Source organism: Streptomyces glaucosporus (assembly GCF_039533345.1).
Taxonomy (GTDB): domain Bacteria; phylum Actinomycetota; class Actinomycetes; order Streptomycetales; family Streptomycetaceae; genus Streptomyces; species Streptomyces glaucosporus.
This window is the reverse complement of sequence record NZ_BAAATJ010000028.1, coordinates 17749-44302: the sequence shown is the minus strand read 5'-3', so window position 1 is coordinate 44302 and position 26554 is coordinate 17749. Positions and strand designations below refer to the sequence as shown.

Sequence of the window (26554 nt, the reverse complement as noted above, 5' to 3'; positions counted from 1 at the left end):
CCGAGGCGCCGCCCGGGCCCCGGGCGGAAGCGGTCCGAGTCCGTTTCGACCCCCGTCCTCCGGTACGGTTGTGCACAGCGGGGATCGACCGAGTAACTGAGGGACACATGGGACTCACCATCGGCGTCGACATCGGCGGTACGAAGATCGCGGCCGGCGTGGTCGATGAAGAGGGCGCGATCCTCGAAACCAGCACGGTGCCCACCCCGTCCACCGCCGACGGCGTCATCGACGCGATAGCGGAGGCGGTCCGCACCGTCAGCACCGGCCACCGGATCGAGGCGGTCGGCATCGGCGCCGCCGGCTACGTCGACGACAAGCGGGCCACCGTCATCTTCGCCCCCAACATCGACTGGCGGAACGAGGCGCTCAAGGACAAGGTCGAGCAGCGCGTCGACCTCCCCGTCGTCGTCGAGAACGACGCCAACGCGGCGGCCTGGGGCGAGTACCGCTTCGGCGCGGGCCAGGGCCACGACGACGTCGTGTGCATCACCCTGGGCACCGGTCTGGGCGGCGGCATCATCATCGGCGGCAGGCTCTACCGCGGGCGCTTCGGCGTCGCGGCGGAGTTCGGGCACATCCGGGTCGTCCCCGACGGCCTGCTGTGCGGCTGCGGGAACCAGGGCTGCTGGGAGCAGTACGCCTCGGGCCGCGCCCTGGTCCGCTACGCCAAGCAGCGCGCCGTCGCCACCCCCGAGAACGCCGGGATCCTGCTCTCGCTGGGCGACGGCACCCCCGAGGGGATCGAGGGACGGCACGTCAGCCAGGCCGCCCGGCAGGGCTGCCCGGTGTCCGTCGACTCCTTCCGCGAGCTGGCCCGCTGGGCGGGCGCGGGCCTGGCCGACCTGGCCTCCCTGTTCGACCCGTCCGCGTTCATCGTCGGCGGCGGCGTCTCGGACGAGGGGGACCTCGTCCTCGAACCGATCCGCAAGTCCTACCGCCGGTGGCTGGTGGGCAGCCGCTGGCGTCCGCAGGCCCAGGTGCTCGCCGCCCAGCTCGGCGGCAAGGCCGGCCTGGTGGGCGCGGCCGACCTGGCACGCCAGGGCTGACGGCGCGGGGGCGCGATGAGCACGGCCGCCGAGGGCGCCGGAGAGAACCGGTCCGCGACACCGGAGGACCTGCCCGCCTCCCGCACCGAGCCCGACGGCTCGGCCGTGGTCCGGCTGCTCAGCTACAACGTCCGCTCCCTGCGCGACGACACGGAGGCGCTGGCCCGGGTCATCCGGGCCTGCGCCCCCGACGTCGTCTGCGTCCAGGAGGCCCCCCGCTTCTTCCGCTGGCGCAAGCACGCCGCCCGCCTCGCCCGGGCCGCGGACCTGGTGTACGTCACGGGCGGGGCGACCGCCACCGGGCCGATGATCCTCTCCTCGCTCCGCGCCCACGTGGAGCGCAGCGAGGACGTCCTGCTGCCGCACACCCCCGGCCTCCACCGCCGCGGCCTGGCCACGGCGGTGCTGCGCTTCGGGCCGTCCGCCCGGCTGGCGGTGATCAGCTGCCACCTCAGCCTGGTGGAGAAGGAACGGTACGCCCAGGCCGGGATGGTCCTGGACCGGCTGGCGGCCATGGACGTGCCGGCGGGCGTCGTGGCCGGCGACCTCAACGACGAACCCGACGGCCGGGCCTTCTCCCGGCTGGCCGGGGAACTCCGGGACGGCTGGGCCGTCCGCCCGTGGGGGGAGGAGAACACCTCGCCCTCCCGGGAGCCCCGCAAGCGCATCGACGCCGTCCTGGCCACCGGGGCGGTGGAGGTGCTGGGCTGCGGGGTGCCCGCCGGGCTGCCGGGCGTGACCGGGGCGGACCTGCGGGCGGCCACCGACCACCTGCCGGTCCTGGCCGCCCTGCGCGTCCCCCCGGCCGCCGGCTAGCCCGGCGGCCCGGCCCGCCCCGGGGTCAGACGACCGCGCCGCGCCCCGGATCGTCGAACTCGTCGTCCTCGTCGCGCATCCGCAGCACCAGGGTGGCGAAACCGCCGAGGAACCCGCCGACGCCCAGCGTGGTGATCCACCACGTCACGTCCTGCTGGAACAGGACGGTGAGGACCAGCAGCAGCGGACCGCCCAGGACCGCGGCCCAGGCGAGCCTGGAGGTGGCGTCGCCCCTGGGGAGCGGCGGGGGCTCGGGCGGGACGAAGTGGCCCTCGTCGTCCTCGTCGGGGTCCCCGTCGGAGGGCTCGGCGGGATGCCAGTCGCGCGGCCCGGAACCCGCCGCGTACACGGTGAAGCTGCGCACCGGCGGTTCGCCGGCGTCCGGGCCGCCCTCCGGGCCTCCGCCGTTCCCCGTGGCCGTCCCCGTCCCCGTTCCGCCGCGGACGCCGTCCGCACCGTCTCCCGCGCCGCCGCCCGTGCCGGGGGTCAGGGGCGGAAGGTCCGGCGGATCGGCGGGTTCCTCGCCGTAGGCGGCCACGATCTGGGCCCAGGCGGCCTCCTCGTCCAGGGGCTCGGGACCCTCGCCGCGGTTGTGCTCACGCTCCGTCACGTGCCGTCTTCCTCGCTGTGAGGCGGGTGATGAATCCGTAGGAGTCCGCGAAGATCCGCTCCGCGTCGTGGTCCAGGGTGGCCACGTGGAGGCTCCGCTCCAGCACCGTCTCCGTCACGTCGCGCGAGGAGACCGCGTCCAGGACCAGCGCCGAGTCCGAGGGTGGCACGACGTGGTCCACCCTGCTGTGCAGCAGCAGCAGCGGCTGGGTCACCCGGGGCAGCTCACCGCGCACCACCCGCAGGAGGTTCCGCAGGGAGTGGGCGGCGTGCAGCGGCACCCGGTCGTAGCCGACCTCCTCCACGCCCTCCCTGGCGATGTCGCCGGTGATGCTCCGCGTGGTGGGCAGCAGATGGCGCAACACCGGCAGGGCACAGCCCTGGAGGCGGGGGAAGGTCATCGCCGGGTTGACCGCCACCACACCGGCGACCGCCTCACCGTGCCGGGCGGCCAGCCGCAGGGCCAGCGCCCCGCCCATCGACAGGCCGCAGACGAAGACCTGCCCGCAGCGTTCGCGCAGCGCGCGCAGCTCCAGGTCCACCGCGGCGTACCAGTCCTGCCAGCCGGTGACCGCCAGGTCCTGCCAGCGGGTGCCGTGGCCGGGCAGCAGCGGCAGGGAGACGGTCAGGTCCCTCTCGGCCAGGTACTCGGCCCAGGGGCGCATCGACTGCGGACAACCGGTGAAACCGTGACACAGCAGGACGCCGACCTCGCCGCCGTCGTGGCGCAGCGGCTCGGCACCGGGTAGCAGGGGCACCGTGGACTCCAGTCTTCGGTGGACGGACCTCGCCGGCACCCTGCCGGGCGGGCGAGGCGACGGGTGGGAGTGCTGCCACCCTACGCGTGCGCAGGGTGACCGGGTAGGCCGGACGACGGCACGGGAACCGGATCGGCCGGGGACGCGCGGGCGGGTCGGGATAAGGTCTCCCCGAGACACAGGAGGTTCCTCGGTTGTTGTACGGCGTCATGAAGCTCTCCTTGGGGAACGGGCTCAAGCTTGCCTTCCGTCCCTGGGTGGAAGGTCTGGAGAACGTCCCGGCCGAGGGACCGGCCATTCTGGCGAGCAACCATCTGTCCTTCTCCGACTCCTTCTTCCTGCCCGCCGTCCTCGACCGCAAGGTCACCTTCATCGCCAAGGCCGAGTACTTCACCACCCCGGGCGTCAAAGGCAGGCTGACGGCGGCGTTCTTCAAGGGCGTCGGCCAGCTCCCGGTGGACCGCTCGGGGGCGCGCGGCGCGGGCGAGGCCGCGATCAGGAGCGGCATCCAGGTGCTGGAGCGCGGTGAGCTGTTCGGCATCTACCCCGAGGGCACGCGCTCCCCGGACGGCCGCCTCTACCGGGGCAAGCCGGGCGGCCTGGCCCGGGTGGCGCTGGCCACCGGGGCGCCGGTCATCCCGGTCGCGATGATCGACACGGAGAAGATCCAGCCGCCGGGCAAGATCGTCCCGAAGCTGATGCGGCCCGGCATCCGGATCGGCAGGCCGCTGGACTTCAGCCGCTACCAGGGCATGGAGGGCGACCGCTTCGTCCTGCGGTCGATCACGGACGAGGTCATGTACGAGATCATGAAGCTGTCCGGCCAGGAGTACGTGGACATGTACGCCACGGCCGCGAAGCGGCAGATCGCCGAGCGGGAGAAGGCCGCCAGGGCCGAGAGGGCGAAGGCGGCCAGGGCCGCGAAGGCCGGCGGGAGCGACGCCCCGGACGGGCCGGGGAAGGCGGCCTGAGAGCCGCAGGGGGGAACGGGGGAGGCCGATGGCCGCGAAGATGTCGGTCGAACAGCCGCTGTGGAGCGCGCTGACCGCGTACCGCGTGCTCACCATGGGGTACGCCCTGGCGCTGTACGTCCACGCGTACGGCGAGTACGTCCACCCCCTCGGCGCGGGCGCCTATCTGGCCGTCCTCGCCGTGTGGACGCTCGCGACCGTCCGGCGGGTCTCCTCCGCCGAGCGCTGCACCTTCCCCTTCCTCGCCGCCGACCTGGCCGTGGCCGTCACGGGCGTCCTGCTGACGCCCGTGGTGGACACCGCGGAGCGCATCGACGCGGGCGGCCCCACCCTGCCGACCATCTGGACGGCCGGCGCGGTGCTCGGCTTCGCCGTCAAGGGGGGCTGGCGGTGGGCCGCCGGCGCCTCGGCGCTGGTCGGGGTGGCCAACGTGGTCGCGGCGGGAGGCTTCGCGCAGGACACCGTCCACAACGTGCTGCTGGTGTGCATCGCCAGCATCGCCATCGGCTACGTCGTCGAGGTGGCCCGCGACAGCGAGCGGACCCTCGCCCGGGCGCTCCGCATCGAGGCCGCCACCCGCGAGCGGGAGCGTCTCGCCCGCGACATCCACGACAGCGTGCTCCAGGTGCTGGCCATGGTGCAGCGCCGCGGCGCCGCCATCGGCGGAGAGGCGGCCGAACTGGGGCGGCTGGCGGGGGAGCAGGAGGCGGCGCTGCGCACGCTGGTCTCCAGCGGTGTGGCGCCCGAGGTCCCCGGCCCCCGCGCCGGGAGCGCCCCGGAGGTGAGCGAGGCCGGTGCCGTGGCCGGCGAACCGCCGTCCGGCGGGACGTGCGACGTGCGGGCGCTGCTGTCCGCGTACGCCGGGACCAGGGTGTCCTTCGCGGAACCCGGCGCCCCGGTGCCGCTGCCGGCCGGGGCGGCCCGGGAACTGGCGGCGGCGGTCGGCGCCGCGCTGGACAATGTCCGCAAGCACGCCCGGGGGCCGGCGGGGGAGGAGGCGCAGGCGTGGATCCTGCTGGAGGACGAGCCGGACGCCGTGGTGGTGACCGTCAGGGACGACGGGCCCGGCATCCCGCCCGGCCGGCTGGAGGACGCGGAGGCCGAGGGCCGGATGGGCGTGGCGCTGTCCATCCGCGGACGGCTGCGGGACCTGGGCGGCAGCGCGGAACTGGTGTCGGTGCCGGGACAGGGAACGGAAGTCGAGTTGAGGGTGCCCAAGGATGACCAGCAGGACGACCGGCGAGACCGGTGAGAGCGGTGAGCGGGACGGGCGGCGGCCCGTGCGGGTGATGGTCGTCGACGACCATCCGATGTGGCGGGACGCGGTCGCCCGCGACCTGGCCGAGGCCGGCTTCGAGGTGGTGGCCACGGCCGGCGACGGTCCCCAGGCCGTGCGCCGTGCGCGGGCCACCGGGCCGGACGTGCTGATCCTCGACCTGAACCTGCCCGGCCTGCCGGGCGTCGAGGTGTGCCGGCAGCTCGTCGGGTCGGGCTCCGGCTCCGGTGCGGCCTCCGCGCCGCGGGTGCTGGTGCTCTCCGCGAGCGGCGAGCACGCGGACGTGCTGGAGGCGGTGAAGTCCGGGGCCACCGGCTACCTGGTGAAGTCGGCGAGCACCGAGGAACTGCTGGAGGCCGTGCGCCGCACGGCCGCCGGCGACCCGGTGTTCACCCCGGGCCTGGCCGGGCTGGTGCTGGGCGAGTACCGGCGGCTGGCCGGGCGGTCCGGGCCGGGGAAGCCCGACGAGCCCGCCGCGCCGCGGCTGACCGAACGGGAGACGGAGGTGCTGCGGCTGGTCGCCAAGGGGCTGTCGTACAAGCAGATCGCCGAGCGGCTGGTGATCTCGCACCGCACCGTGCAGAACCACGTGCAGAACACCCTGGGCAAGCTCCAGCTCCACAACCGCGTGGAGCTGGTGCGCTACGCCATCGAGCGGGGCCTGGACGACGCCTGACCGCGTCCGTCCGGCCCGTCCGCCCGCCCCCGCCGGCTCCTTCCGGCCGTGTCCCGGCGTTCCGCCGTCCCTCCCGGGAGGGCGGCCGCTAGCGTGACCGGACAGGGAGCGCCGGTGGCCGCCGGGTTCGGGGGAACCCGGGCGGGGGAACCCGGAGGAGGCCGGAATCCGGGAATCCAGGCGGAGAAGGGAATCTCATGCGGGTCGGAGTGCTGACCGGCGGCAGCGACTGCCCCGGGCTCAACGCGGCGATGCGCGCGATCGTCCGCAAGGGCGTGCAGGAGTACGGGGACGAGTTCATCGGTTTCCGCGACGGCTGGCGCGGCGTCATGCGGGACGAGACCGTGCCGCTGGGCATCCCCGCGGTGCGCGGCACCCTTCCCCGCGGGGGCACCATCCTGGGCTCCTCGCGCACCAACCCCTTCATGGAGGACGAGGGGGCCGACCGGGTGCTGGGCACCCTCGCCCGCCACGGGGTGGAGGGGCTCGTCGTGATCGGGGGGACCGCCACGCTCGGCATCGCCGCCCGGTTCGCCGAGGAGCACGGCGTCCCCCTGGTCGGCATCCCCAAGACCATCGACAACGACATCCCCCTGACCGACTGCACCGTCGGCTTCGACACCGCCGTCGGCGTCGCCACCGAGACCATCGACCGCCTCCACACCACCGCCGAGTCCCACAAGCGGGTGCTGGTGGTGGAGGTGATGGGACGCAGCGCCGGGTGGATCGCCCTCCACGCGGGCCTGGCGGGCGGGGCCAACTGCATCCTCATCCCCGAGCAGCCCTTCAGCGTCCGCAAGGTGTGCGAGTGGGTCGAGTCCCGCTTCCGGGCCACCTACGCGCCGATCGTCGTCATCGCCGACAGCGCGCTGCCGGAGGCGGACGAGGTCGCCCTGCCCGGCGTCACACCGCTGCCGGGCAGCGACACCCGGGCCCGCCGGATGCGGCTGTCCGGCGTGGGCGAGTGGCTGGGGAAGGAGATCGAGCGGCGCACCGGCAAGGAGGCCCGCACCACCGTGCTCGGCTACATCCAGCGCGGCGGCTCGCCCAGCCCGTTCGACCGGTGGCTGGCCACCCGCTTCGGCCTCCACGCGATCGACGCGGTGCACGAGGGCGACTGGGGCTCGATGACGGCCCTGCAGGGCACCCGGATCACCCGTGTGCGGCTCGTCGAGGCGACCGCCTCGCTGAAGACGGTCGACCCGGAGCTGTACCGGGAGGCGAGCGTCTTCTTCGGCTGACCGGACGGTTCCCGGACTCCCGGATCCCGGACACGGCCCGGGCGGCCCGGCCCCCGCACGGGGTGCCGGGCCGCCCGCCGCCGGTCAGACCAGGACCGCGGCCAGCAGGTCGGCGACGATCGCCGAGCCCTCCAGCGTCAGCACCGACTCCGGGTGGAACTGCACCCCGGCGAAGTGGGGGCCGCGCAGCGCGTGGACGTCGCCGCTGACCGGGTCGCGGCTCAGCTCCACGCCGCGCAGGGCCAGCTCCCGTTCCGCCTCCTCGCCGCAGCGCGCGGTGAAGGAGTTGTAGAAGCCGACGGTCCGCTCGGCGCCGAACAGGCCGATCCGCTCCTGCGCGCCCTGGTACGGCCGGTCCTTGCGGACCAGGGGCAGCCCCAGCTCGGCGGCGAGCAGCTCGTGCCCCAGGCAGACCCCGAGCAGCCCGTGCCGGTGGCCGCGCAGCAGGTCGGCGGCGAGCGAGCGCAGCAGCCGCATCTTGGGGCAGGACCCGTCCCGGGGGTCGCCGGGGCCGGGGCCGAGCACCACCGGGCCGGTGTGGGCGAGGGCCGCCTCGCGCAGTCCCGGCTCGTCGTACCGCCGCACCGTCACGGCCAGGCCGGTGGAGCGCAGCAGGTGCGCCAGCATCGAGGTGAAGGTGTCCTCCCCGTCCACCACCAGCACCTCGCCGCGGGCCGGGAGGCGTCCGCCGGAGGGTCCGGCGGGGGTCTGCATCCGCAGCCAGAACGGGGCCAGGCCGGCGCGCCGCGCGTCCAGGGCGGCCCGCACCCGGGGGTCGTCCGCCAGCCGGGGCCGCGCGGAGGCCCCCTCGGGGAGCGCCGGGCCCGGGCGCACACCCAGCGCGGTCAGCACCCCGGCCGCCTTGGCGTGGGTCTCGGCGACCTCGCTCGCCGGGTCGGAGGCGCGCACCAGCGTGGCGCCCACCGGCACCCGCAGCCGCCCGGTGGCCGCGTCGATGTCGGCGGTGCGGATGAGGATCGGGGAGTCCAGGGTCTGGGCGCCGTTCCCGTCGCGGCCGAGCAGAGCCAGCGCCCCCGCGTAGTAGCCGCGTCCGTCCGCCTCGTACCGCCGGATCACCCGGCAGGCGTTCTCCACCGGGCTGCCGGTGACGGTCGCGGCGAACATCGTCTCGCGCAGCACGTCGCGGACGTCGAGGGTGCTGCGTCCGCGCAGCTCGTACTCGGTGTGCGCCAGGTGGGCCATCTCCCGCAGCCGGGGGCCGACCACCACTCCGCCCATGTCGCCGACGGTGCACATCATCTTCAGCTCCTCGTCGACGACCATCGACAGCTCCTCGGTCTCCTTGCGGTCGCCGAGGAACGCCAGCAGGTCCTCCACCGTCGGCCCGCCGGCGGGGTAGCGGTAGGTGCCGCTGATCGGGTTCATCACCACCGTCCCGCCGCTCATCCGGATGTGGACCTCGGGGCTGGCCCCCACCAGCGTCCGGTCGCCGGTGTGCACCACGTACGTCCAGTACGCCCCGCGCTCGCCGGACAGCAGCCGCCGGAACAGGGCCAGCGCGTCGGCCCGGCCGTAGCCCTCGATCACGCCCCGGTAGGTGCGGCGGACGACGAAGTTGGCGCCCTCGCCGGTGCCGATCTCGTCCTCGACGATCCGGCGCACGATCTCCTCGTACGCCTCGTCGGTCACGTCGAAGCCGCCGTCGTCGACCCGGACGGCGTGCCGGGGCAGCGCGGCCAGCACCGCGTCCAGGGGGAGTTCGCGGGCCTCGGAGGGGACGAGCACGGCCAGCGGGGTGCCGTCGTCGGCCGCCTCGAAGCCGCGCTCGCGGATCTGCCGGAACGGCACCAGGGCGAGGGTGGGCGCCGACTCCCCGACGGGTACGTCGGCCAGGCGCTCCACCTCGGTCACCGGCCCGAGCAGCACCTCCACGGTGTGCTCGTCCCGGCCGGGGGTGCGCCGCCGCAGCAGCGCGAAGGGCGGGCAGTCGTCGTCCAGCAGCCGCGCGACCAGGGCGTGCGCGGCGTCCTCGGGGGTCTGGGGGTGGCGGGGGGTGCGGTGGTTCTGCACGGCGGGTTCGTCCCTTCCGTCGGGAGGGGACGGCCCGCGCCCCGGGTGCCCTGCGGACACGGCGAAGGCCGCCCCTCGGGCGGCCTTCGCGTCGGTTCGTGGAGCGCGCGCGTCAGTGGGCCGCCGGTGAGGCGGGCCACCACTGGGCGGCGGCCGTGACGGCCGCCGGCGTCGTCTGCGCGGGCATGTCCCGCACACTACCCGAACCGTCCGCCGCGCGGTGTCCCCCGTCTCACCCTTCGGTCAGGGGGGAGGGACGCCGGACGCCAGCCCGTAATCTGGATCCGTGACCGTGAACGCCAATCCCGACGCCGGTGTCAACACCTGGCGAGACCTGCCCGCGGCGCAGCAGCCCGACTGGCCGGACCCCGAGGCTCTGCGCGATGTGATCGCCGAGCTCGAGTCCTATCCGCCGCTGGTCTTCGCCGGCGAGTGCGACCAGCTGAGGGAGCGGATGGCGGCCGTCGCCAAGGGCGAGGCGTTCCTGCTGCAGGGGGGTGACTGCGCCGAGGCCTTCGACGCCGTCTCCGCCGAGCAGATCAGGAACAAGCTCAAGACCCTGCTCCAGATGGGGGCCGTGCTCACCTACGCGGGCTCCGTGCCCGTGGTGAAGGTGGGCCGGATCGCCGGGCAGTACAGCAAGCCCCGCTCGAAGCCCACCGAGACCCGCGACGGGGTGACCCTCCCCTCCTACCGCGGCGACTCCGTCAACGGCTTCGAGTTCACCGCGGAGGCCCGCACCCCGGACCCGCAGCGGCTGAAGCGGATGTACCACGCGTCCGCCGCGACGCTGAACCTGGTGCGCGCCTTCACCACCGGCGGCTACGCGGACCTGCGCCAGGTGCACGCCTGGAACCAGGACTTCGTGAAGAGTTCCCCCTCCGGGCAGCGCTACGAGGCCCTGGCCAGGGAGATCGACCGGGCGCTGAACTTCATGAACGCCTGCGGGGTGGACCCGGAGGAGTTCAAGACCGTCGAGTTCTACGCCTCGCACGAGGCGCTGATCCTCGACTACGAGTCCGCGCTGACCCGGGTGGACTCCCGCACGGGCAACCTGTACGACGTCTCCGGCCACATGGTGTGGATCGGCGAGCGGACCCGGCAGCTGGACGGGGCGCACATCGAGTTCGCCTCCCGCATCCGCAACCCGATCGGGGTCAAGCTCGGCCCGACCACCACGCCCGAGGACGCCCTGGCGCTGATCGAGCGGCTGGACCCGGAGCGCGAGCCGGGCCGGCTGACGTTCATCACCCGGATGGGGGCCGACAGGATCCGCGACGCGCTCCCCACCCTGGTGGAGAAGGTCACGGCCTCCGGCGCCCAGGTCGCCTGGGTGTGCGACCCGATGCACGGCAACACCTTCGAGGCCGCCAGCGGCCACAAGACGCGGCGCTTCGACGACGTGCTGGACGAGGTCAAGGGCTTCTTCGAGGTCCACAAGGGTCTGGGCACCCACCCGGGCGGCATCCACGTGGAGCTGACCGGCGACGACGTCACCGAGTGCGTGGGCGGCGGCGACGAGATCTTCGTCGACGACCTCCACCAGCGCTACGAGACCGCCTGCGACCCGCGTCTGAACCGCAGCCAGTCGCTGGACCTGGCGTTCCTCGTCGCGGAGATGTACCGCGACCAGTGAGTCGCGGGTGAGCCCCGGAAACGGCGCCGTGGGGCGCGGATCACACCGATCCGCGCCCCACATCCCTGTTCCGGCCGGTGGAGCGCAAGTAAGGTAAGGTTTACCTCACCCACTCGGCGTGGGGATCCGACCCTTTCCGGCTGCTTCGGCGGAGGTGAACCCCGTGTACGTCTGCTCGTGCTTCGGCGTCACGGAGGAGCAGATCCGCGCACACGCGGCGGCCGGCGCCTGCACCCCGCGCCAGATAGCGTCCGCGAGCAAGGCGGGCACCGACTGCGGCTCCTGCGTCCGCAGCATCCAGGGGCTGCTGGGCCGCGGCGCGTGCCCGCGGCGCGAGACCGCCGGGCGGCTCGCCTCCGGCGTCACGGCGGCGGCCCCGGCGGCAGGAGCCGCGCCCGTGACGCCCGCGGCGCCCGTGCCCGCCGCCGTCGCGGAACCCGCGCGGGCCGCGGCGGCCTGACGTCCCGCCTCAGTCCGAGGAGCCCGGGCCGGAGGAACCGGAGTCCGGCTGCTCGATCTGCTGGGCGATGTACAGCGGTTCGCCGAGCTGCTCGATCAGCTGGAGCTGGGTGTCGAGGTAGTCGATGTGGTGCTCCTCGTCGGCCAGGATGTACTCGAAGAGGTTGGCCGAGGTGATGTCGCCCTTGGCCCGCATCAGTTCGATGCCGCGCCGGAGCCGGTCGATCGCCTCGACCTCGATCCGGCGGTCCGCCTGGAGCATCTCGGTGACGGTCTGCCCCACCCGGACGTGGAAGAGGCGCTGGTAGTTGGGGAGCGCCTCCAGGAAGATGATGCGGTCGGTCAGCCGCTCCGCGTGCCGCATCTCGTCGAACGACTCCTCGCGCGTGTACCTCGCGAGCCTCGTCCATCCGTTGTTCTCCTGCAGCTTGGCGTGGAGGAAGTACTGGTTGATGGCCGTCAGTTCGGCGGTGAGCTGCTCGTTGAGGAACTCGATGACCTCGGGATCGCCCTGCATGCCGGCGCCTCTCTTCGGTGGGGGGAGGGACTGTGGGGTGTGGGGGTCCGGGGACGCACTGGGACCGCCGGGAAAGCGGTGGGACGGGCGCATCCTCGCACCGCGGCCGCTTTCGGTCCAGTAAGTCACCTTTCTCTCCGGTGGTCCGTTGTGCCCCTTGCGGGGTGTCGCTGAGCTTCGCCCGAGTGCGGTCGTCGGCACCCTTCGGGGTCTGTCACCATGGAGGCATGGTTCAGCCGGAAAGCCGCGAAGGGGAGCAAGCGCAGCTTCCGCCGGGGCAGCGGCTCCAGCGCGGCTGGCCGGTGACGCACTACGGCCCGGTGCCCAGGTTCCGGCCCGAACGCTGGGAGTTCCGCGTCTTCGGGGCCACCGCCGACGGCGGCGTGCACCGCTGGAACCACGAGGAGTTCTCGGCACTGCCCCACGAGACCGTGGTCGGCGACCTGCACTGCGTCACCCGGTTCAGCATGCTGGGCGTGGAGTGGGGCGGGGTGACGGCCCGTACGGTCCTCGCGCTGGCGCCGCCCGCGCCCGAGGTCACCCATGTGATGGTCTGGGCCGAGTACGGGTACAGCGCCAACCTGCGGCTGTCGGACTTCGAGGCCGAGCACACGGTCTTCGCCACCCACCGGGCCGGCGAGCCCCTCACCGCCGAGCACGGCTTCCCGGTGCGCCTGGTCGTGCCGCACCTGTACGCCTGGAAGGGCCCCAAGTGGGTGCGGGGGGTGGAGTACATGACCGCCGACCGCCGGGGGTTCTGGGAGGAGCGGGGCTACCACAACATCGGCGACCCCTGGCGCGAGCAGCGCTACTCCCACCAGGAGGAGCCGGGCGACGGCCCCGAGCCGTAGAGACCGCCGCCCGCCGTGCCGGGACGCCCGGGGCCCGTCAGAGGGCGGCCCCCCGGTCCCGCAGGTCCTTCAGCCGGGCCACGTCCCCGGCGTGCCCCTCCTTGCCGCCGGGTGTCTCGATGACCAGCGGCACGCCCGCGGTCGCCGGGTGGCGGAACAGCTCGCGGAACGGCTCCGCCCCGATGTGCCCCGCCCCGATGTTCGTGTGGCGGTCCCGGTGGGCTCCCACGACGTCCTTGGAGTCGTTGGCGTGGATCAGCCGCAGCCGCCCCTCGCCCGCGACCGCCGTCACCTCGTCCAGGAGCGCCCTCATGCCGCCCTCGGCCGCCATGTCGTGACCCGCGGCGAAGGCGTGGCAGGTGTCGAGGCAGATCCCGAGCCGGGGGTGCCGCTCCAGGGCGTCGAGGTACGGGCCGAGGTCGGCCGCGCGCGAGCACAGGGAGGCGCCCTGGCCCGCGGTGGGCTCCAGCAGCAGCCAGGGGTCCTCCGAGTCCTCGCCGGGGTCCAGCTCCTCCAGCAGGGGCAGCATCCGCTCCCGCACCTGGGCCAGCGCCGCGGCGCGGTCGCGTCCGCCGGTGGCCGACCCGGTGTGGACCACCACGCCCAGGGCGCCGATGTCCCGGGCGCGGCGCAGCGAGTGCCGGAGCGAGACCACGGACGACTCGACGGTGGCCTCGGTGTGCGAGCCGAAGTTGATCAGGTAGGGGGCGTGGACGTAGGCCGGGATGCCCTCCTCCGCGCAGGCGGTGCGGAACGCCTCGTCCTGCCGGGGGTCGCCGGCCGGTGTGGCCCAGCCGCGGGGATTGGCGACGAAGACCTGGACGGTCTCCGCGCCGATCTCGCGGGCGTACGCCAGCCCCTTGGCGGCGAGCCCGCCGGCCACGGCGACATGGCTGCCGACGGGGTTGCGGACGCGCGGGGCGGGAAGCGGGACGGCGCCGTGCGGGACGGGGGAGGGGGACGAGAAAGGTGCGGTGCTCACACATCGAGGGTGCCAGGCCCGAACGGCGGACGGGCCGGCGGCCCGCTCGGAAGCGGGCCGCCGGGCCGTCGGGCGCCGCGGGGCGGGGGCGGGGAGCCCCCGGAAGGTCAGTAGGCCGAGTCGACGTTGTCCATCGAGCCGTACCGGTCGGCCGCGTAGTTGCAGGCCGCGACGATGTTGGCCACCGGGTCGTAGATGTCCCAGGAGGTGCCCTCGACGTGGTACGCCGCGAAGGTGGGCGGGATCACCTGGAGCAGCCCCTTGGAGGGGATGCCGTTCCGGGCGTTGATGTCCCAGGTGTTGATGGCCCGGGGGTTGCCGCTGGACTCGCGGATGATGTTGCGGTGGATGCCCTCGTAGCTGCCCGGGATGCCCTCGCGCTCCATGATGGCCATGGCCTCGCGGATCCAGCCGTCCAGGTTGTCCGGGTAGGAGGGGGCGGCCTGCGGGCGCGCGGCGGAGCGGGAGGCGGTTTCCTGTGCGGCGGCCCGCTCCTCGGAGGCCTGCCGCTCGGCCTCCGCCTGCTGGTGCGCCTGCTTCTTCTCCGCGGCCATCGCGCCGGCCGCGGCCTTCTGCTCCTCGGCCTTCCGCTCCTCGGCGATGGCGTCGGTCTGCGTCTTCTGGAAGGCGGCGGCCGACTGCTCGCGGAGGCTGCCGGTCTGCAGGGCGGAGCCGTCGTCCCGGACGGACAGCTCCACCGCGGCGGCGGCGGGCTGGGCGGCGGCCGCGGAGGCCGTCTCCGTGCCCGGGGCGAAGCCGAGGGCCAGGGTGGCGGCGCCGGTGGCCGCGGCTATGCCGACGGCCGAGAGCTTGCGGGCGCCGGTCGTGCGGAACTGGTCGAGAAGGGTGGCAACGGTCATGGGGGAGGAGAACCTCTTCCGATCGCTTGCGTCGCGGAGCCGGATCATCCGGACCGGCCGTGGGGCCGGAGAGGGTGCGCCGGGTTCTGCTCCTCGGCGCCATGCGACCGTTGCATTGTTAGCGGCCGGAACTTATCGGGACAAAAGCGCGAAGTACTAGCCCGGCTCGTAGGAGTTCCGGCGCCCACCACCCGAAAAAGCGGATTCCTCCTGGTCGAAGCGGACACAACGCCCACTAGAGGAGGTCGTACGTGACGCGCGTCCTATGGGCCGACTCACAACCGTCGCCCGTTCACGTGACGGACGGTGACCGGGTCAGCGCACCCAGATCGTGATCGTCGAGCCGCGCGGGGCGCGGTCGCCGCCGCCCACCGACTGGTCGAAGACCGTGCCGGTGAAGAAGAGCCTGCGGACCTTCACCTCGAAACCCGCGTCCTCCAGGACCCGCCGGGCCTCGTCCTCCCCCATCCCGTCCACATCGGGGACCTCGACCATCTCCGGGCCCTTGGAGACGGTGAGCCTGACGGTGTCGCCCTCGGCCGCGACCGCGCCCTCGCCGGGGGACTGCCGGGCGACCGTGCCCGCCTCCTCCTCGGAGAACACCCGCTCCGGCGCCACCTCGACCTCCAGCCCGGCCTCGGTCAGCCGCTGCCGTGCCGTGCCCTCGCTCTCGCCGACGACGTCCGGGACCTCGATCCGCTCCCCCTTGGAGACCACGAGCGCCACGGCCGCTCCGGGGCGGCGCCCGGTGCCCGCCTCCGGCTTCGTGCGGATCACCGAGCCCCGCTCGACGTCCGCGTCGAACTCCCTGGTCACCATGCCCGGCGCCAGCCCGGCGTCCGCGAGCCGCTCGCGCGCCTCGGCCAGCGGGACGCCCGCCACATCGGGGACCTCGACCCGCTCGGGGCCGCGGGAGACGGTGAGGGTCACCGTCCCGTTGCCGCGGATGCGCTCGCCGCGGCCGGGGTCGGTGGCGACGATCCGGCCCCGCTCGACGGTCTCGCTGTGCTCCCGGACGACCCGCCACTCCAGCCCGGCCTCCTCGACGGCCCTCTTGGCCTCGGCCTCGGTCATGGAGAGCACGCCCGGGGTCCGGGTGAACTGCCCGGAGTTGATGTACCACACGCCCAGCGCCACGCCGAGGAGCAGCAGGACGGCCGCGACCGCCGCCGCCACCGGGCGGCGCCCGCGCGGTCCGCCCCGCGGCCGGCCGGCCCGCGGGACCGCCGGAGCGGGCAGCACGCTGGTGCGCTCCGGAGCGCCGGCGTCCGGCGGGGCCGCGGGCGCGCGGCGCGGGAGGACGGTGGTGCGGTCCTCGGAACCGGGCGGCGGCCCGTCCGGGCCGGCGGCCGGATCGGGCGCTGCGGCCGGGGGCACGGCGTCGAGCTGCTCGTCGGCGAGCGCCTCCCGGACCGCGCGCACCTCGGCCAGCAGCCCGACCGCGTCGGCCGGCCGCAGCCCGGGGTCACGGGCGGCGGTGCGGGCCACCAGTCCGTCGAGCGCGGCGGCCAGGCCGGGGACGACGGCGGACGGGGGCGGTACGTCCTCGTTCAGGCGCCGGTGGATCACCCGGGCCGGGGTGCCGCCGGGGTGCGGCTTGGCGCCGGTCAGCATCTCGTACAGCACCACGCCGCACGCGTAGACGTCGGCCCGGGCGTCGGCGGTGCCGTGCTCGATCTGCTCGGGGGCGAGGTAGGAGACGGTGCCCAGCACCGCACCGGTGGAGGCGGAGGTCTGCTGGTCCACGGCCCGCACCAGACCGAAGTCGGCGACCTTCACCCGCCCGTCGTCCCCTATCAGGACGTTCTCCGGCTTCACGTCGCGGTGCACCAGTCCGGCCAGGTGGGCGGCGCCCAGCGCCGCGAGCACCGCCTCCAGGATCTCCAGGGCGGCCCGCGGCGGGAGGGCGCCGCGCTCCCGCAGGACGTCGCGGAGGGTGCAGCCCTCGACGTACTCCATCGCGAGGTAGACGTAGCTCCCGTCCGAGCCCTGGTCGAAGACCCCCACCACGTTGGGGTGCGCCAGGCGCGCGGCCGACTTCGCCTCGCGGATGAACCGGTCGACGAACGAGGCGTCGGCCGCGAGGGAGGGGTGCATCACCTTCAGGGCGAGCACCCGGTCGAGCCGGGTGTCCAGGGCCCGGTAGACCGTGGCCATGCCGCCGACGGCGATGCGCGCCTCCACGCGGTACCGGCCGTCGAGCACGTGCCCGATCAAGGGGTCCTGGAGGGTCGTGTCCACGGCGCAGAGTCTACGAGCCGCCGCACCCGCCGCCGTCCGCACCGCCCGCAGGCGCACCGGACCGGTGCCGAACGGTGACGGAACCGCGGCGCCGGCGCGACACGCGGCCCGGCGCCCCGGCCGTCCCGCCCGTCACCGGAACGCCGGGCGCTCCGGGTCGAGGTCCGCCATCCCCTCCGCCGGCGAGGAGGCCAGCGCGAAGTGCCGGCGCGGGATGCGTCCCGCCCGGTACGCCAGCCGCCCCGCCTCCACCGCGTGGCGCATCGCCTCCGCCATCAGCACCGGCTCCTGCGCGCGGGTGACCGCGGAGGCCAGCATCACCGCGGCGCAGCCCAGCTCCATGGCGAGCGAGACGTCCGAGGCGGTGCCCGCGCCCGCGTCGAGGATGACCGGGACGGACGCCCGCTCGGTGATCAGCTGGAAGTTGTGCGGGTTGCGGATGCCCAGGCCCGAGCCGATGGGGGAGCCCAGCGGCATGATCGCCGCGCAGCCCACGTCCTCCAGCCTCCTGGCCAGGACCGGGTCGTCGCTGGTGTACGGCAGGACGGTGAACCCGTCGTCCACCAGCGTCTCGGCGGCCTCCAGCAGCTCCACCGGGTCGGGCAGCAGGGTGCGCTCGTCGGCGACGACCTCCAGCTTGACCCAGTCGGTGCCCAGCGCCTCGCGGGCCAGCCGGGCGGTGAGCACGGCCTCCCCGGCGGTGAAGCAGCCGGCGGTGTTGGGCAGCACGCGGATGCCGTGCCGCTTCAGCACCGACAGCACCGACCCGGAGACGGTGGGGTCCACGCGCCGCATCGCGACGGTGGTCAGCTCGGTGCCCGAGGCGAGGAGCGCCTTCTCCAGGACGTCCAGGCTGGGCGCGCCGCCCGTGCCCATGATGAGCCGGGAGGAGAAGACGGTGTCGCCGATGGTGAGCGGATCGTCGGCCATGTGGGGTCAGCCTCCCTGGACTGCGGTGAGGACCTCGACGCGGTCGCCGTCGCCGAGGAGGGTCCGCGGCCACCGCCCGCGCGGCACGACGGTCTCGTTGACGGCCGCGGCGACGCCGGTGGACGCGGTGGTGAGGGTCGCCACGAGCCGGTCGAGGGTGAGGCCGCCCGGGACCTGCCGGGGCTCGCCGTTGACGTGGACGGTGACGGAGGTGTCGGCGGAGGTGTTCATGCGTGGCTCTCCTGGAGCGCGCGGCCGAAGCGCCGCGGGGTGAACGGACGGATCTCCTCGGGGACGTCGCCGGTGGTCAGCGCCTCGGCCAGGGCGTCGCCGGTGACCGGGGCGAGCAGCACGCCGTTGCGGTGGTGGCCGGTGGCCAGGTACAGGCCGGGCAGGGCGGTCGGCCCGAGCAGCGGGGCGTTGTCGGGGGAGCCCGGCCGCAGCCCCGCCCGGGTCTCCACCAGCGGCAGCTCGGTGATGCCGGGCACCAGCTCGTGGGCGTCGCGCAGCAGCTCGTAGACCCCGCCGGCGGTCACCGTGGTGTCCCAGCCCAGCTCCTCGCTGGTGGCGCCGAGCACCAGCTCGCCGTCCGTGCGGGGCACCAGGTAGACGTGGCCGCCGCGGACCAGCGCCCGCACGGTGCGGGAGAGGAAGGGGGCGTACGCGCCGGGCACGCGCAGCCGCAGGATCTGGCCCTTGACCGGGCGCACCGGCGGCAGCACCTCCTCGGGCACCCCCGCCAGCCGTCCGCTCTCGCTGCCGGCCGCCAGCACCACCCGGTCGGCCTCCACCGCGGTGCCGTCCGCCAGCACCGCCCCCCGCGCCCGGTCGCCGCCGACCGCCAGCCGCCCGGCGCGCTGCCGGGCGAAGACCACCCCGGCGCGCTCGCAGGCGGTCAGCAGCGCGTCCGCCAGCCGCCGCGGATCGGTCTGGTGATCGCCGTCCACGCGCAGCCCGCCGCGCACCCCCGGGGCCAGCATCGGCTCCAGGCGGCGGCACTCCCGGCCGGTCAGCCACGTCGACTCCAGCCCGCAGCGCCGGTGGAGGGCGTGGAGCTCCCGCAGGTGGGCGCGGTCGTCGGCGTCCAGCGCGACGGCGAGGGTGCCGCAGGCGCGGTAGCCGGTCCCCCGGCCCGAGGCCTCCTCCAGTTCGGCCGTGAAGGCCGGGTAGCGGCGCGCGGAGGCGAGGTTGAGGGCGAGCAGGTCCTCCTCGCCGTAGTGCAGTTCGGTGACGGCCGCCAGCATCCCGGCGGCCACCCGGGCCGCCCCGCCGCCCGGTTCCGGGTCGACGACCGTGACCTCCGCCCCCCGCTGAGCCGTCCGCCAGGCCGTGACCAGCCCGATGACACCGCCGCCGATGATCACCACGCGCATGGGCGCCGTGCCCCTCCCTTCGCCGGTATGACCCGGATCAGGTTCGTACGGTCGGAGGCCGCGCAAGCCTCCCTCTCAGCCCGGTGCGCCGGGCTCCCGCGAGTTCGTTCTCTCAAGCCGCCGCTCACCCTATCCGCGCGCCCCGCCCGGCAGAAGGGGAGGTCCGGGGAGGCCGGTCCCGCGCGGCCCCCCGGGGGAATCCCGGCCGCGGCTCCCGGGGGACGCGCCGACCTCCTAGAGTGATCGCGTGAGCGTGCGAACCGAGCAGAGCGGGCAGCGGGTCCTGGTGGTCGGGGCCGGGATGGCCGGGGTGCAGACCGCCGTGCGGCTGCGCGAGCGGGGCTGGCCCGGGGCGATCACCCTGGTCGGCGCCGAGCCCCACCGGCCGTACGACCGGCCGCCGCTGTCCAAGGCGGTGCTGACGGGCGGGACAGGGACCGCCCCGGACACCGCCTTCGACGTCGACTTCGACGCGCTCGGCGTCGAGCTGATCCTGGGACGCGAGGCCACCGGGGTGCGCCCCGGCGACCACGAGGTGGACACCGACGCCGGGCCGCTGCCGTACGACCACCTGGTCCTGGCCACCGGCGCCGAGCCGGTCGCCCTGCCCGGGGGCGGCGCCGGGGTGCACCTGCTGCGCACCCTCGACGACGCGGAGCGGCTGCGTCCGGTGCTCGCCGCCCGGCGGGACGTGGTGGTCGTCGGGGCGGGCTGGATCGGCGCGGAGTTCGCCACCGCCGCCCGCGAGGCGGGCTGCCGGGTGACGGTGGTCGAGGCCGCCGACCGGCCGCTGGCCGGGGTGCTGCCGCCCGAGGTCTCCGGGCACATGCGCCGCTGGTACGAGGAGGCCGGGGTCGAGCTGCTCACCGGGCGCGCCGTCACCCGGGTGCGGTTCGGCAGCGCGCACCCGTGCGTGCTGGAGCTGTCCGACGGCTCGTCGCTGCCCGCCTGGGCCGTGCTGGCCGGGATCGGCGCGCGCCCGGCCACCGGCTGGCTGGCGGGCTCGGGCGTGGCGCTGGGCGAGGACGGCTCGGTGCTCGCCGACGAGCGGCTGCGCGCCTCCGTCCCCGACGTGTACGCCGTCGGCGACTGCGCCTCCTTCCCCTCCGCCCGCTACGGCCGCCGGCTGCTGGTGCACCACTGGGACAACGCGCTGACCGGGCCGCGCACGGTCGCCTCGCTGCTGACCGCGGGGGAGGCCGAGACGCCGCCGTACGACCCGGTGCCGTACTTCTGGTCCGAGCAGTTCGGCCGGTTCGTCCAGTACGCGGGCCACCACGACGACCGCGACGAGCTGCTGTGGCGCGGCGACCCGCGGGGGGCCTCCTGGTCGGTGTGCTGGCTGCGCGACGGCGTGCTGAACGCGCTGCTGGCGGTGGGCCGGCCGCGCGACCTCACCCAGGGGCGGAAACTGATCGAACGCGCGGCGGTGCTGGACCCGGCACGGGCGGCCGACCCGTCCGTCCCCCTGAAGAGCGCCGTGCGCTAGTGGCTGTCGGTGCGAGGTGGCAGGCTTGTGCCGTGACCGAGATTGACGCGAAGACCGATGCTCTCGTCCCGGCCTGGCTCACCCTCCCCGATGTCGCCGAGAGGCTCGGCGTCGAGGTGACGCGCGTACGTCAGCTCATCAGGGAGGGCCAGCTCATCGCGGTGCGCCGCGGCGAGAACAAGGTGCTCCAGGTGCCCGCCGACTTCATCGGCGAGGGCCGGATCGTGAAGGGCCTGCCCGGGACGATCACCCTGCTCAAGGACGACGGCTTCAGTGACGAGGAGATGCTGGAGTGGCTGTTCACGCCTGACGACACCCTGCCCGGCACCCCGGCGCAGGCCCTGCGCGAGAATCGCGGGACCGAGGTGAAGCGCCGGGCCCAGGCGCTCGCCGTCTGATCCGCGGGTCCGCCGGCCGCCGCGGCCGGCGGACCGGGGCAACCGCACGAACGATCCACCGGCGTGCGGGCCGCGGCGCCCACCGGGCGCCGCGGCCCGCACGCCTCACACCGAGGGGGCATGGACGGCCATGGCGGCGACCGCACGCGAACGGCTGGGCGAGGCACGCCTGTACCTGTGCACGGACGCGCGCAGGGAGCGCGGGGACCTGCGGGAGTTCCTGGACGAGGTGCTCTCCTCGGGCGTGGACGTCGTGCAGCTGCGGGACAAGGCCCTGGAGGCGGCCGAGGAACTGGAGCACCTGTCCGTCCTCGCCGACGCCTGCCGCCGCCACGGCAAGCTGCTGGCGGTCAACGACCGGGCGGACGTCGCCCACGCCGCCCGTCCCGACGTCCTGCACCTGGGCCAGGGCGACCTGCCGGTGCCGGCCGCCCGCGCGATCCTGGGCGACGACATCCTGATCGGCCGGTCCACCCACACCGAGGCGGAGGTGGACGCGGCGCTGACCGAGCCGGGCGTGGACTACTTCTGCACCGGCCCCTGCTGGCCCACCCCCACCAAACCGGGGCGGCACGCCCCCGGCCTGTCCCTGGTCCGCCACGCCGCCGCGCGCCGGCCCGCGCGGCCCTGGTTCGCCATCGGCGGGATCGACGCCTCCAACCTGGACGAGGTGCTCCGGGCCGGGGCACGGCGGGTCGTCGTGGTCCGCGCGATCACCGAGGCGGACGACCCGGGAGCGGCGGCGGCGGAGCTCGCCGGCCGGCTGAGGCGGGCCTGACGGGGCGGCCTGTCCACCTGGTGGACGACTCGGGGTCATCAAACGGGCTTACCGGACAAAGAGAAGCGGAATCGGAGCCGCCGCCCGCATCGCCGGTTAGCCTGCCGGTATGGCCCTCGGTACCCCCTCCACCAGGACGGACCACGCACCCACCGTCCGTGAGCTGCTGGCTTCCGGCGAGCGTTCGTACTCCTTCGAGTTCTACGCGCCCAGGAGCGAGAAGGGCGAGCGCACCCTGTGGAACGCCGTCCGCCGCGTGGAGGCCGTCGGCCCGACCTTCGTGTCGGTGACCTACGGCGCCGGAGGCTCCTCCCGGGAGGGCACCGTCCGCGCCATCGAGCGGATCGCCACCGAGACCACCCTCACCCCGGTCGCCCACCTCACCGCGGTGGACCACTCGGTGGCCGAACTGCGCAACGTCATCGGCCAGTACGCCGACGCCGGGGTGCGGAACATGTTCGCGGTGCGCGGCGACCCGCCCGGCGACCCGACGGGAGAGTGGATACCCCACCCGCAGGGCGTCACCTACGCGGCCGAGCTGGTCCGGCTCATCAAGGAGTCGGGGGACTTCTGCGTCGGGGTGGCGGCCTTCCCCGAGATGCACCCGCGCTCCACCGACTGGGACAGCGACATCCGGCACTTCGTGGACAAGTGCCGCGCCGGCGCCGACTACGCCATCACGCAGATGTTCTTCTACCCGGAGGACTATCTGCGCCTGCGGGACAGGGTGGCCGCCGCGGGTTGCGACACCCCGATCATCCCGGAGATCATGCCCGTCACGAACGTGCGGCAGATCGAGCGGTTCGCGAAGCTCAGCAACGCGACGTTCCCCCCGGAACTGGCCGAACGCATCCTGGCGGTGGAGCACGATCCGGCCGCTGTACGCTCGTTGGGAATCGAGTACGCCACGGAACTGTGCGCGAGGCTGATGTCGGAGGGCGTCCCCGGACTCCACTTCATCACCCTCAACCACTCCACGGCGACGCTGGAGATCTACGAGAATCTGGGCCTGCACCGGCGGGGCTAGAAGACGGGGTGGGAGGACGCACATGGGGTGGACGCTCCTCTACATCGCGTTCGGCGCTGTCGCGGTGTGGCTGCTCGCCGAGGTGCTGCTTCAGTACAAGGCGCGCCTGCGGTGGCGGCTGCTGGCCTTCGGCGGCTTCGCCATGGTGGTCGTCGGCGTGGTGCTGCTGTCCTCGGTGGTGGTGATCGCGCTCGGCGCGGCGGCCTTCGCGGTCGGCCAGACCTTCGTCACGCTCTCCTACCGGCGCGGTTTCACCGCCGGCTGGGCGCTCGGGGGCATGCCCGGGACGAGCAGGCGCCGCCGCGAGGTGCGGCCCCTGCCGCCGGAGGACGCCGAGCCGCGTCTGGAGGTCTCCGACCTGCGGCCCGAACCGCCCGCGGAGGCGCCGGCCTACCGGCCCGAACCGCTGCCCGACGACACCGGCCAGTACGGCGTCTACGAGCGGGACTCCCGGTCCGGGGAGCCGCAGGACCCCGGGAGCCGGTACACGGACCACCCCGGCCACGGCCCGGAGGGCGGACAGGACCCCTACGCGGACGCGAACGGCCACTACGGGTACGGGTACGGCGGAGGGGACCAGTACGCCCCCTACCCCGGCGGCTACCCGGGCGAACAGCCCGCCGGCTACCCGAACCCCTACCCCGACCCGTACGGCGGCGCGCCCGCCCAGCCCCCGTACGACGGGCAGTACACGGCCGCCCCGGACGGCGCCCGGGGATTCCAGGGGGAGACCGGCCCCGCCTATCCGGGCGAGTACGGCCCCGGCCACGCCGCCGACCCGTACGCCGGGCAGGCGCCGTCCGCCGGGGGGTGGGTGCCGCAGCAGCGCGGCGACGAGCCGCAGACCGGGCAGTACGGCTACGGGTACCCCCAGGACGACGGGTACGGCGCCTCCTCCGGCGCGGGCTACTACTACGGGGAGCAGCAGCCCCGCCCCTGACCCGCCGCGGACGCCCCCAAGGCCCCCGGGGAACCCGAGGCCTCCGGGGAACCGCGGAGGCCCCCGGTCACCGAGAGCCGCGCCAGTCGTCGCCCTCGACGATCAGCCCGGCCGCCATCGCGCCCGACATGCCGGCGTGCGCCGTCCCGCCCCCGGGGTGGGCCCAGCCCCCCACCCGGTACAGCCCGGCCGTCGCCGTCCGGTTGGCGGCCCGCAGGAACGCGCCGTCCGCCCCCGCCAGCACCGGAGCGGGCACGGCACCGCCCGGCGCCCCCGTCTCCCGCTCGGTGTCGGCCGGAGTGCGCACCTCGCGCCACAGCAGCCGTCCGCCCAGCCCCAGGCCGGCGGCGTCCGCGACCGCCAGCGCCTCGTCGGCGCAGCGCTCGGCCGCGCCCGGCGCGGTCCAGTCCACCGCCGCCCACTCCCCGGCCGTCCAGTCCATGGCCTCCGCCCGGTCCGCGGGCCGCCCCGCCCCCGCGCGGTGCGGCGGCACGGCCACCGACAGCACCGCCGACTCGTGCTCCCCGTCGGGGACCAGCGCCGGATCGCCGGGCCGCAGCACGGTGACGGTGCGCGTCGTGCCCCCGGGGCCCGCGGTGTGCACCACCGTGCGGTGCGCGGTGCCCTCGGGCCGCCGCCCGCGCAGAGCCAGCAGCACGGTCAGACGGCCCGCCGCGGCGCCGGTCCCGCCGCCGGCCTCCCCGGCGTCTCCCGCGGCCGGCACCGGACCGCCGGCTCCCCAGACCACGGCGTCGGCGGCCTCCCGCGTCCCGTCCGCCAGCTCCACCCCGACGGCACGGCCGCCCTCCACCACGACCCGGGAGACCGCCGTACCGAAGCGGAACTCCACCCCGCGCTCCAGGCAGCGCTCGTACACCGCGTCCGCCAGCGCCCGCATTCCGCCGCGGACGTACCACGTGCCGAAGGTGTGCTCCAGGTACGCCAGGACGACGGCGCTCGCGGGCGCCCGGCGGGGGTCCAGGCCGTGGGCGAGGGCATGGCTCTCCAGCAGCGCCACCAGCCGCGGATCGCGCAGCTCGGCCCGGGCCACCCCGGTCAGCGTCGCGGGGCGGCGGCGCAGCAGCCCGCGCCGCCGCGCCGGATACGGGTCGCGGCCCAGCGCGGCGCGGTCCACCGCGCCGGTCAGGGGCTCCTCCAGCAGCGGACGGCGGGTGGCGTCCCACACCTCCCGGGCCCGGACCAGCAGCTCGCTCCACCGCTCGCCCGCGCCCGGCCCGAGCGCGGCGTCCAGGGCCTCGACCGTTCCGGCGCGGGAGCCGCCCGGCAGGGCCACGGAGGAGCCGTCGGCGAAGACGTGCCGCACGGCCGGTTCGACCTGCGCCATCGCGACGCGCTCCTCCAGCGGCTCGCGGCCGGTCTTGACGAACAGGTCCCGCCAGACGGCCGGCAGGTGGAGCAGCCCCGGTCCGGTGTCGAAGCCGAACCCGTCCCGCTCGTGACGCCGCAGCGCCCCGCCGTGGGTCTCCGTCCGCTCGTACACCGTCACCCGCCGGCCCGCCACGGCCAGCCGGGCAGCCGCCGCCATGGCGCCCATGCCGGCGCCGATCACCACAGTCCGTGCCATGAGCAGGGACTCTAGCCGGGTGAGCGTAACGGCTTCGCCGGGCCGTACGCAGAAGTGAGTAGGAGTACCTGCGTAGGGTTTTGAGTAGCCGTGCGGATGGGCTTCGACCGGCGTGGACGGCAGAGTCGGAAACGACGGACACCACAGCGCCGCACCGCCGGCACGGGGCGGCGGAGCGGCGCGAGGGGCCGTCCGGGGGGAACGCTCGGGGGTCACGGGGGACGGGAGCGGGAGGCACGGCGGGTCAGCCGGGCCTCCCGCTCCCGCCGATCCGGCCGCGCAGCAGCAGCGACAGGGCGCCGTGCACCTCGTCCAGGGACCGCTCCGGCTGGAACACCTTCCAGTCCAGCGCCGTCGTCAGCACCATTCCCACCAGGGCCGACGCCGTCAGCGGGACGTCGTCCCCCGCCCCGGCCCCACCGGGATCCGCGCCGCGCAGCGCCCTCTCGACCGCGGCCACGACGCGCAGCCGCACCGCGGCCAGGGTGGGCTGCCAGGCACGGTTGGTGCGCCAGAGTTCGGCGACGTAGAGCTGAGTGAAGGCCGGGCAGCGGTCCACGAAGACCAGCCCCGCCCGGACCATCGCGTCCACCGTCTCCCCCAGGTCCGCGCCGCGCCGGGCCGCGTCGTCGGCGGCCCGCTCCAGCGAGGAGGTCAGCTGCTCGACGCCGTGCCGCAGCAGTGCCTCGAACAGCCCGGTCTTGCTCTCGAAGTTGTAGTAGACCGTGCCCTTGGCGACACCGGCGCGCTCGGCGATCTCCTCCACCGTGGTGGCGGAGAAGCCCTGCTCCGCGATGAGTGCCACGGCTGCGTCGTAGAGCCTCTGCCGGGTCGCGTGCCGGCGCGTGCCGCTGTCCATGCGCCGATTTTCACAGAGACGAACGGGCTCCACGGAGCGGTGCCGGGACGCGGGACGGCCCCGGGGCCGGGCGGGGGACCCGCCGGCGGCCCGCCGGTGCGCCCGGCACGTCCGGTGAACCCGACAGAGGGTGTTTGCCCAGGTCAGGGCCGATTGTCAGTGGCATGCGCAACGATGTTCCCATCGCATGGCATACGCGACG

Annotated in this window: 26 protein-coding genes and 1 riboswitch; of the genes, 14 read left to right on the top strand and 12 right to left on the bottom strand. The window is 75.0% G+C overall.

Annotation, left to right across the window (positions count from 1 at the left end):
* Positions 1 to 107: 107 nt before the first annotated feature.
* Together ABD358_RS23685 and ABD358_RS23680 are read left to right on the top strand one after the other, a co-directional pair.
* Positions 108 to 1049: an ROK family glucokinase gene (locus tag ABD358_RS23685; protein WP_344633147.1), complete on the top strand. Its 942-nt coding sequence runs from the start codon at positions 108 to 110 to the stop codon at positions 1047 to 1049.
* Between the two features lie 15 nt (positions 1050 to 1064).
* Positions 1065 to 1865, top strand: coding sequence for an endonuclease/exonuclease/phosphatase family protein (locus ABD358_RS23680; RefSeq protein ID WP_344633146.1), 801 nt, complete (start codon positions 1065 to 1067; stop codon positions 1863 to 1865).
* A 25-nt stretch (positions 1866 to 1890) separates the two neighbouring features.
* On the opposite strand, the gene ABD358_RS23675 is transcribed toward ABD358_RS23680, so the two are convergent.
* Both ABD358_RS23675 and ABD358_RS23670 read right to left on the bottom strand, forming a co-directional pair.
* Positions 1891 to 2475, bottom strand: coding sequence for a hypothetical protein (locus tag ABD358_RS23675; RefSeq protein WP_344633145.1), 585 nt, complete (start codon positions 2473 to 2475; stop codon positions 1891 to 1893).
* Positions 2462 to 3232 (bottom strand): alpha/beta hydrolase, encoded by a 771-nt coding sequence (locus ABD358_RS23670; protein WP_344633144.1) that lies wholly within the window; start codon positions 3230 to 3232, stop codon positions 2462 to 2464. The genes ABD358_RS23675 and ABD358_RS23670 overlap by 14 nt, the downstream gene beginning before the upstream one ends.
* 209 nt (positions 3233 to 3441) lie before the next feature.
* Between ABD358_RS23670 and ABD358_RS23665 the strand changes: the two genes are divergently transcribed.
* From ABD358_RS23665 to ABD358_RS23650, 4 genes are all read left to right on the top strand, one after another.
* The gene (locus ABD358_RS23665; protein WP_344633143.1) at positions 3442 to 4203 is read left to right on the top strand and encodes a lysophospholipid acyltransferase family protein; all 762 of its coding nucleotides are present in this window, start codon (positions 3442 to 3444) and stop codon (positions 4201 to 4203) included.
* Between the two features lie 28 nt (positions 4204 to 4231).
* The gene (gene macS / locus ABD358_RS23660; RefSeq protein WP_344633142.1) at positions 4232 to 5455 is read left to right on the top strand and encodes a MacS family sensor histidine kinase; all 1224 of its coding nucleotides are present in this window, start codon (positions 4232 to 4234) and stop codon (positions 5453 to 5455) included.
* A complete protein-coding gene (locus ABD358_RS23655; RefSeq protein WP_344633141.1) occupies positions 5424 to 6155 on the top strand; it encodes a response regulator in 732 nt (243 codons plus the stop codon). Before macS ends, ABD358_RS23655 begins: the two co-directional genes overlap by 32 nt.
* Positions 6156 to 6352: 197 nt before the next feature.
* Positions 6353 to 7396 carry an ATP-dependent 6-phosphofructokinase gene (locus ABD358_RS23650; protein ID WP_344633140.1) on the top strand — a complete coding sequence of 348 codons (1044 nt, stop codon included), beginning with the start codon at positions 6353 to 6355 and terminating at the stop codon, positions 7394 to 7396.
* Between the two features lie 84 nt (positions 7397 to 7480).
* Here the strand turns inward: ABD358_RS23650 and ABD358_RS23645 are convergent, their stop codons facing one another.
* Entirely contained in the window at positions 7481 to 9427 is a 1947-nt protein-coding gene (locus tag ABD358_RS23645) for an anthranilate synthase family protein (RefSeq protein WP_344633139.1), read from the bottom strand.
* A 286-nt stretch (positions 9428 to 9713) separates the two neighbouring features.
* Here ABD358_RS23645 and ABD358_RS23640 point away from each other — a divergent pair, with 286 nt between their 5' ends.
* On the top strand, positions 9714 to 11063 hold the full coding sequence (locus ABD358_RS23640) for a class II 3-deoxy-7-phosphoheptulonate synthase (protein WP_344633138.1): 1350 nt from the start codon (positions 9714 to 9716) through the stop codon (positions 11061 to 11063).
* A gap of 163 nt (positions 11064 to 11226) precedes the next feature.
* Positions 11227 to 11523 (top strand): (2Fe-2S)-binding protein, encoded by a 297-nt coding sequence (locus ABD358_RS23635; RefSeq protein ID WP_344633137.1) that lies wholly within the window; start codon positions 11227 to 11229, stop codon positions 11521 to 11523.
* A gap of 9 nt (positions 11524 to 11532) precedes the next feature.
* Here the strand turns inward: ABD358_RS23635 and bfr are convergent, their stop codons facing one another.
* Entirely contained in the window at positions 11533 to 12039 is a 507-nt protein-coding gene (gene bfr, locus ABD358_RS23630) for a bacterioferritin (RefSeq protein WP_344633136.1), read from the bottom strand.
* Between the two features lie 227 nt (positions 12040 to 12266).
* On the opposite strand from bfr, the gene ABD358_RS23625 reads away from it, so the two are divergent.
* A complete protein-coding gene (locus ABD358_RS23625) occupies positions 12267 to 12890 on the top strand; it encodes a sulfite oxidase-like oxidoreductase (protein WP_344633135.1) in 624 nt (207 codons plus the stop codon).
* A gap of 37 nt (positions 12891 to 12927) precedes the next feature.
* Here the strand turns inward: ABD358_RS23625 and ABD358_RS23620 are convergent, their stop codons facing one another.
* The 6 genes from ABD358_RS23620 to thiO form a co-directional block, all read right to left on the bottom strand.
* Positions 12928 to 13872, bottom strand: coding sequence for a deoxyribonuclease IV (locus ABD358_RS23620; RefSeq protein ID WP_344633134.1), 945 nt, complete (start codon positions 13870 to 13872; stop codon positions 12928 to 12930).
* A 107-nt stretch (positions 13873 to 13979) separates the two neighbouring features.
* Positions 13980 to 14732, bottom strand: coding sequence for a transglycosylase SLT domain-containing protein (locus ABD358_RS23615; protein WP_344633133.1), 753 nt, complete (start codon positions 14730 to 14732; stop codon positions 13980 to 13982).
* Positions 14733 to 15047: 315 nt separating this feature from the next.
* Positions 15048 to 16973 (bottom strand): Stk1 family PASTA domain-containing Ser/Thr kinase, encoded by a 1926-nt coding sequence (gene pknB / locus ABD358_RS23610; protein WP_344633132.1) that lies wholly within the window; start codon positions 16971 to 16973, stop codon positions 15048 to 15050.
* A 132-nt stretch (positions 16974 to 17105) separates the two neighbouring features.
* On the bottom strand, positions 17106 to 17903 hold the full coding sequence (locus tag ABD358_RS23605) for a thiazole synthase (protein WP_344633131.1): 798 nt from the start codon (positions 17901 to 17903) through the stop codon (positions 17106 to 17108).
* 6 nt (positions 17904 to 17909) lie between these two features.
* Complete coding sequence (thiS, locus tag ABD358_RS23600) at positions 17910 to 18134, bottom strand: sulfur carrier protein ThiS (protein WP_344633130.1); 225 nt, start codon at positions 18132 to 18134, stop codon at positions 17910 to 17912.
* Complete coding sequence (gene thiO / locus ABD358_RS23595; protein WP_344633129.1) at positions 18131 to 19276, bottom strand: glycine oxidase ThiO; 1146 nt, start codon at positions 19274 to 19276, stop codon at positions 18131 to 18133. The genes thiS and thiO overlap by 4 nt, the downstream gene beginning before the upstream one ends.
* Positions 19274 to 19386: riboswitch (TPP riboswitch) on the bottom strand. It overlaps the preceding gene by 3 nt.
* A gap of 191 nt (positions 19387 to 19577) precedes the next feature.
* Between thiO and ABD358_RS23590 the strand changes: the two genes are divergently transcribed.
* From ABD358_RS23590 to ABD358_RS23570, 5 genes are all read left to right on the top strand, one after another.
* The gene (locus ABD358_RS23590; protein ID WP_344633185.1) at positions 19578 to 20765 is read left to right on the top strand and encodes an NAD(P)/FAD-dependent oxidoreductase; all 1188 of its coding nucleotides are present in this window, start codon (positions 19578 to 19580) and stop codon (positions 20763 to 20765) included.
* A gap of 32 nt (positions 20766 to 20797) precedes the next feature.
* Positions 20798 to 21163, top strand: a complete 366-nt coding sequence (locus ABD358_RS23585; protein ID WP_344633128.1) for an Rv2175c family DNA-binding protein — start codon at positions 20798 to 20800, stop codon at positions 21161 to 21163.
* 130 nt (positions 21164 to 21293) lie between these two features.
* Complete coding sequence (gene thiE, locus ABD358_RS23580; protein ID WP_344633127.1) at positions 21294 to 21941, top strand: thiamine phosphate synthase; 648 nt, start codon at positions 21294 to 21296, stop codon at positions 21939 to 21941.
* 109 nt (positions 21942 to 22050) lie between these two features.
* Complete coding sequence (gene metF, locus ABD358_RS23575) at positions 22051 to 22968, top strand: methylenetetrahydrofolate reductase [NAD(P)H] (RefSeq protein ID WP_344633126.1); 918 nt, start codon at positions 22051 to 22053, stop codon at positions 22966 to 22968.
* A 22-nt stretch (positions 22969 to 22990) separates the two neighbouring features.
* Positions 22991 to 23908 (top strand): chromosomal replication initiator protein DnaA, encoded by a 918-nt coding sequence (locus ABD358_RS23570; RefSeq protein WP_344633125.1) that lies wholly within the window; start codon positions 22991 to 22993, stop codon positions 23906 to 23908.
* A 67-nt stretch (positions 23909 to 23975) separates the two neighbouring features.
* Here ABD358_RS23570 and ABD358_RS23565 read toward each other — a convergent pair whose 3' ends face one another.
* Together ABD358_RS23565 and ABD358_RS23560 are read right to left on the bottom strand one after the other, a co-directional pair.
* A complete protein-coding gene (locus tag ABD358_RS23565; protein WP_344633124.1) occupies positions 23976 to 25493 on the bottom strand; it encodes a phytoene desaturase family protein in 1518 nt (505 codons plus the stop codon).
* Between the two features lie 244 nt (positions 25494 to 25737).
* Entirely contained in the window at positions 25738 to 26352 is a 615-nt protein-coding gene (locus tag ABD358_RS23560) for a TetR/AcrR family transcriptional regulator (RefSeq protein ID WP_344633123.1), read from the bottom strand.
* Between the last annotated feature and the right edge of the window lie 202 nt (positions 26353 to 26554).

Excerpts from the sequence above, each read along its gene's own strand:
- ABD358_RS23685 (WP_344633147.1), top strand. The coding sequence starts at position 108 with ATGGGACTCACCATCGGCGTCGACATCGGCGGTACGAAGATCGCGGCC.
- ABD358_RS23680 (WP_344633146.1), top strand. The coding sequence starts at position 1,065 with ATGAGCACGGCCGCCGAGGGCGCCGGAGAGAACCGGTCCGCGACACCG.
- ABD358_RS23665 (WP_344633143.1), top strand. The coding sequence starts at position 3,442 with ATGAAGCTCTCCTTGGGGAACGGGCTCAAGCTTGCCTTCCGTCCCTGG.
- macS (WP_344633142.1), top strand. The coding sequence starts at position 4,232 with ATGGCCGCGAAGATGTCGGTCGAACAGCCGCTGTGGAGCGCGCTGACC.
- ABD358_RS23655 (WP_344633141.1), top strand. The coding sequence starts at position 5,424 with ATGACCAGCAGGACGACCGGCGAGACCGGTGAGAGCGGTGAGCGGGAC.
- ABD358_RS23650 (WP_344633140.1), top strand. The coding sequence starts at position 6,353 with ATGCGGGTCGGAGTGCTGACCGGCGGCAGCGACTGCCCCGGGCTCAAC.
- bfr (WP_344633136.1), bottom strand. The coding sequence starts at position 12,039 with ATGCAGGGCGATCCCGAGGTCATCGAGTTCCTCAACGAGCAGCTCACC.
- ABD358_RS23625 (WP_344633135.1), top strand. The coding sequence starts at position 12,267 with ATGGTTCAGCCGGAAAGCCGCGAAGGGGAGCAAGCGCAGCTTCCGCCG.
- ABD358_RS23615 (WP_344633133.1), bottom strand. The coding sequence starts at position 14,732 with ATGACCGTTGCCACCCTTCTCGACCAGTTCCGCACGACCGGCGCCCGC.
- ABD358_RS23605 (WP_344633131.1), bottom strand. The coding sequence starts at position 17,903 with ATGGCCGACGATCCGCTCACCATCGGCGACACCGTCTTCTCCTCCCGG.
- thiS (WP_344633130.1), bottom strand. The coding sequence starts at position 18,134 with ATGAACACCTCCGCCGACACCTCCGTCACCGTCCACGTCAACGGCGAG.
- thiO (WP_344633129.1), bottom strand. The coding sequence starts at position 19,276 with ATGCGCGTGGTGATCATCGGCGGCGGTGTCATCGGGCTGGTCACGGCC.
- ABD358_RS23590 (WP_344633185.1), top strand. The coding sequence starts at position 19,578 with ATGGCCGGGGTGCAGACCGCCGTGCGGCTGCGCGAGCGGGGCTGGCCC.
- thiE (WP_344633127.1), top strand. The coding sequence starts at position 21,294 with ATGGCGGCGACCGCACGCGAACGGCTGGGCGAGGCACGCCTGTACCTG.
- metF (WP_344633126.1), top strand. The coding sequence starts at position 22,051 with ATGGCCCTCGGTACCCCCTCCACCAGGACGGACCACGCACCCACCGTC.
- ABD358_RS23570 (WP_344633125.1), top strand. The coding sequence starts at position 22,991 with ATGGGGTGGACGCTCCTCTACATCGCGTTCGGCGCTGTCGCGGTGTGG.
- ABD358_RS23565 (WP_344633124.1), bottom strand. The coding sequence starts at position 25,493 with ATGGCACGGACTGTGGTGATCGGCGCCGGCATGGGCGCCATGGCGGCG.
- ABD358_RS23560 (WP_344633123.1), bottom strand. The coding sequence starts at position 26,352 with ATGGACAGCGGCACGCGCCGGCACGCGACCCGGCAGAGGCTCTACGAC.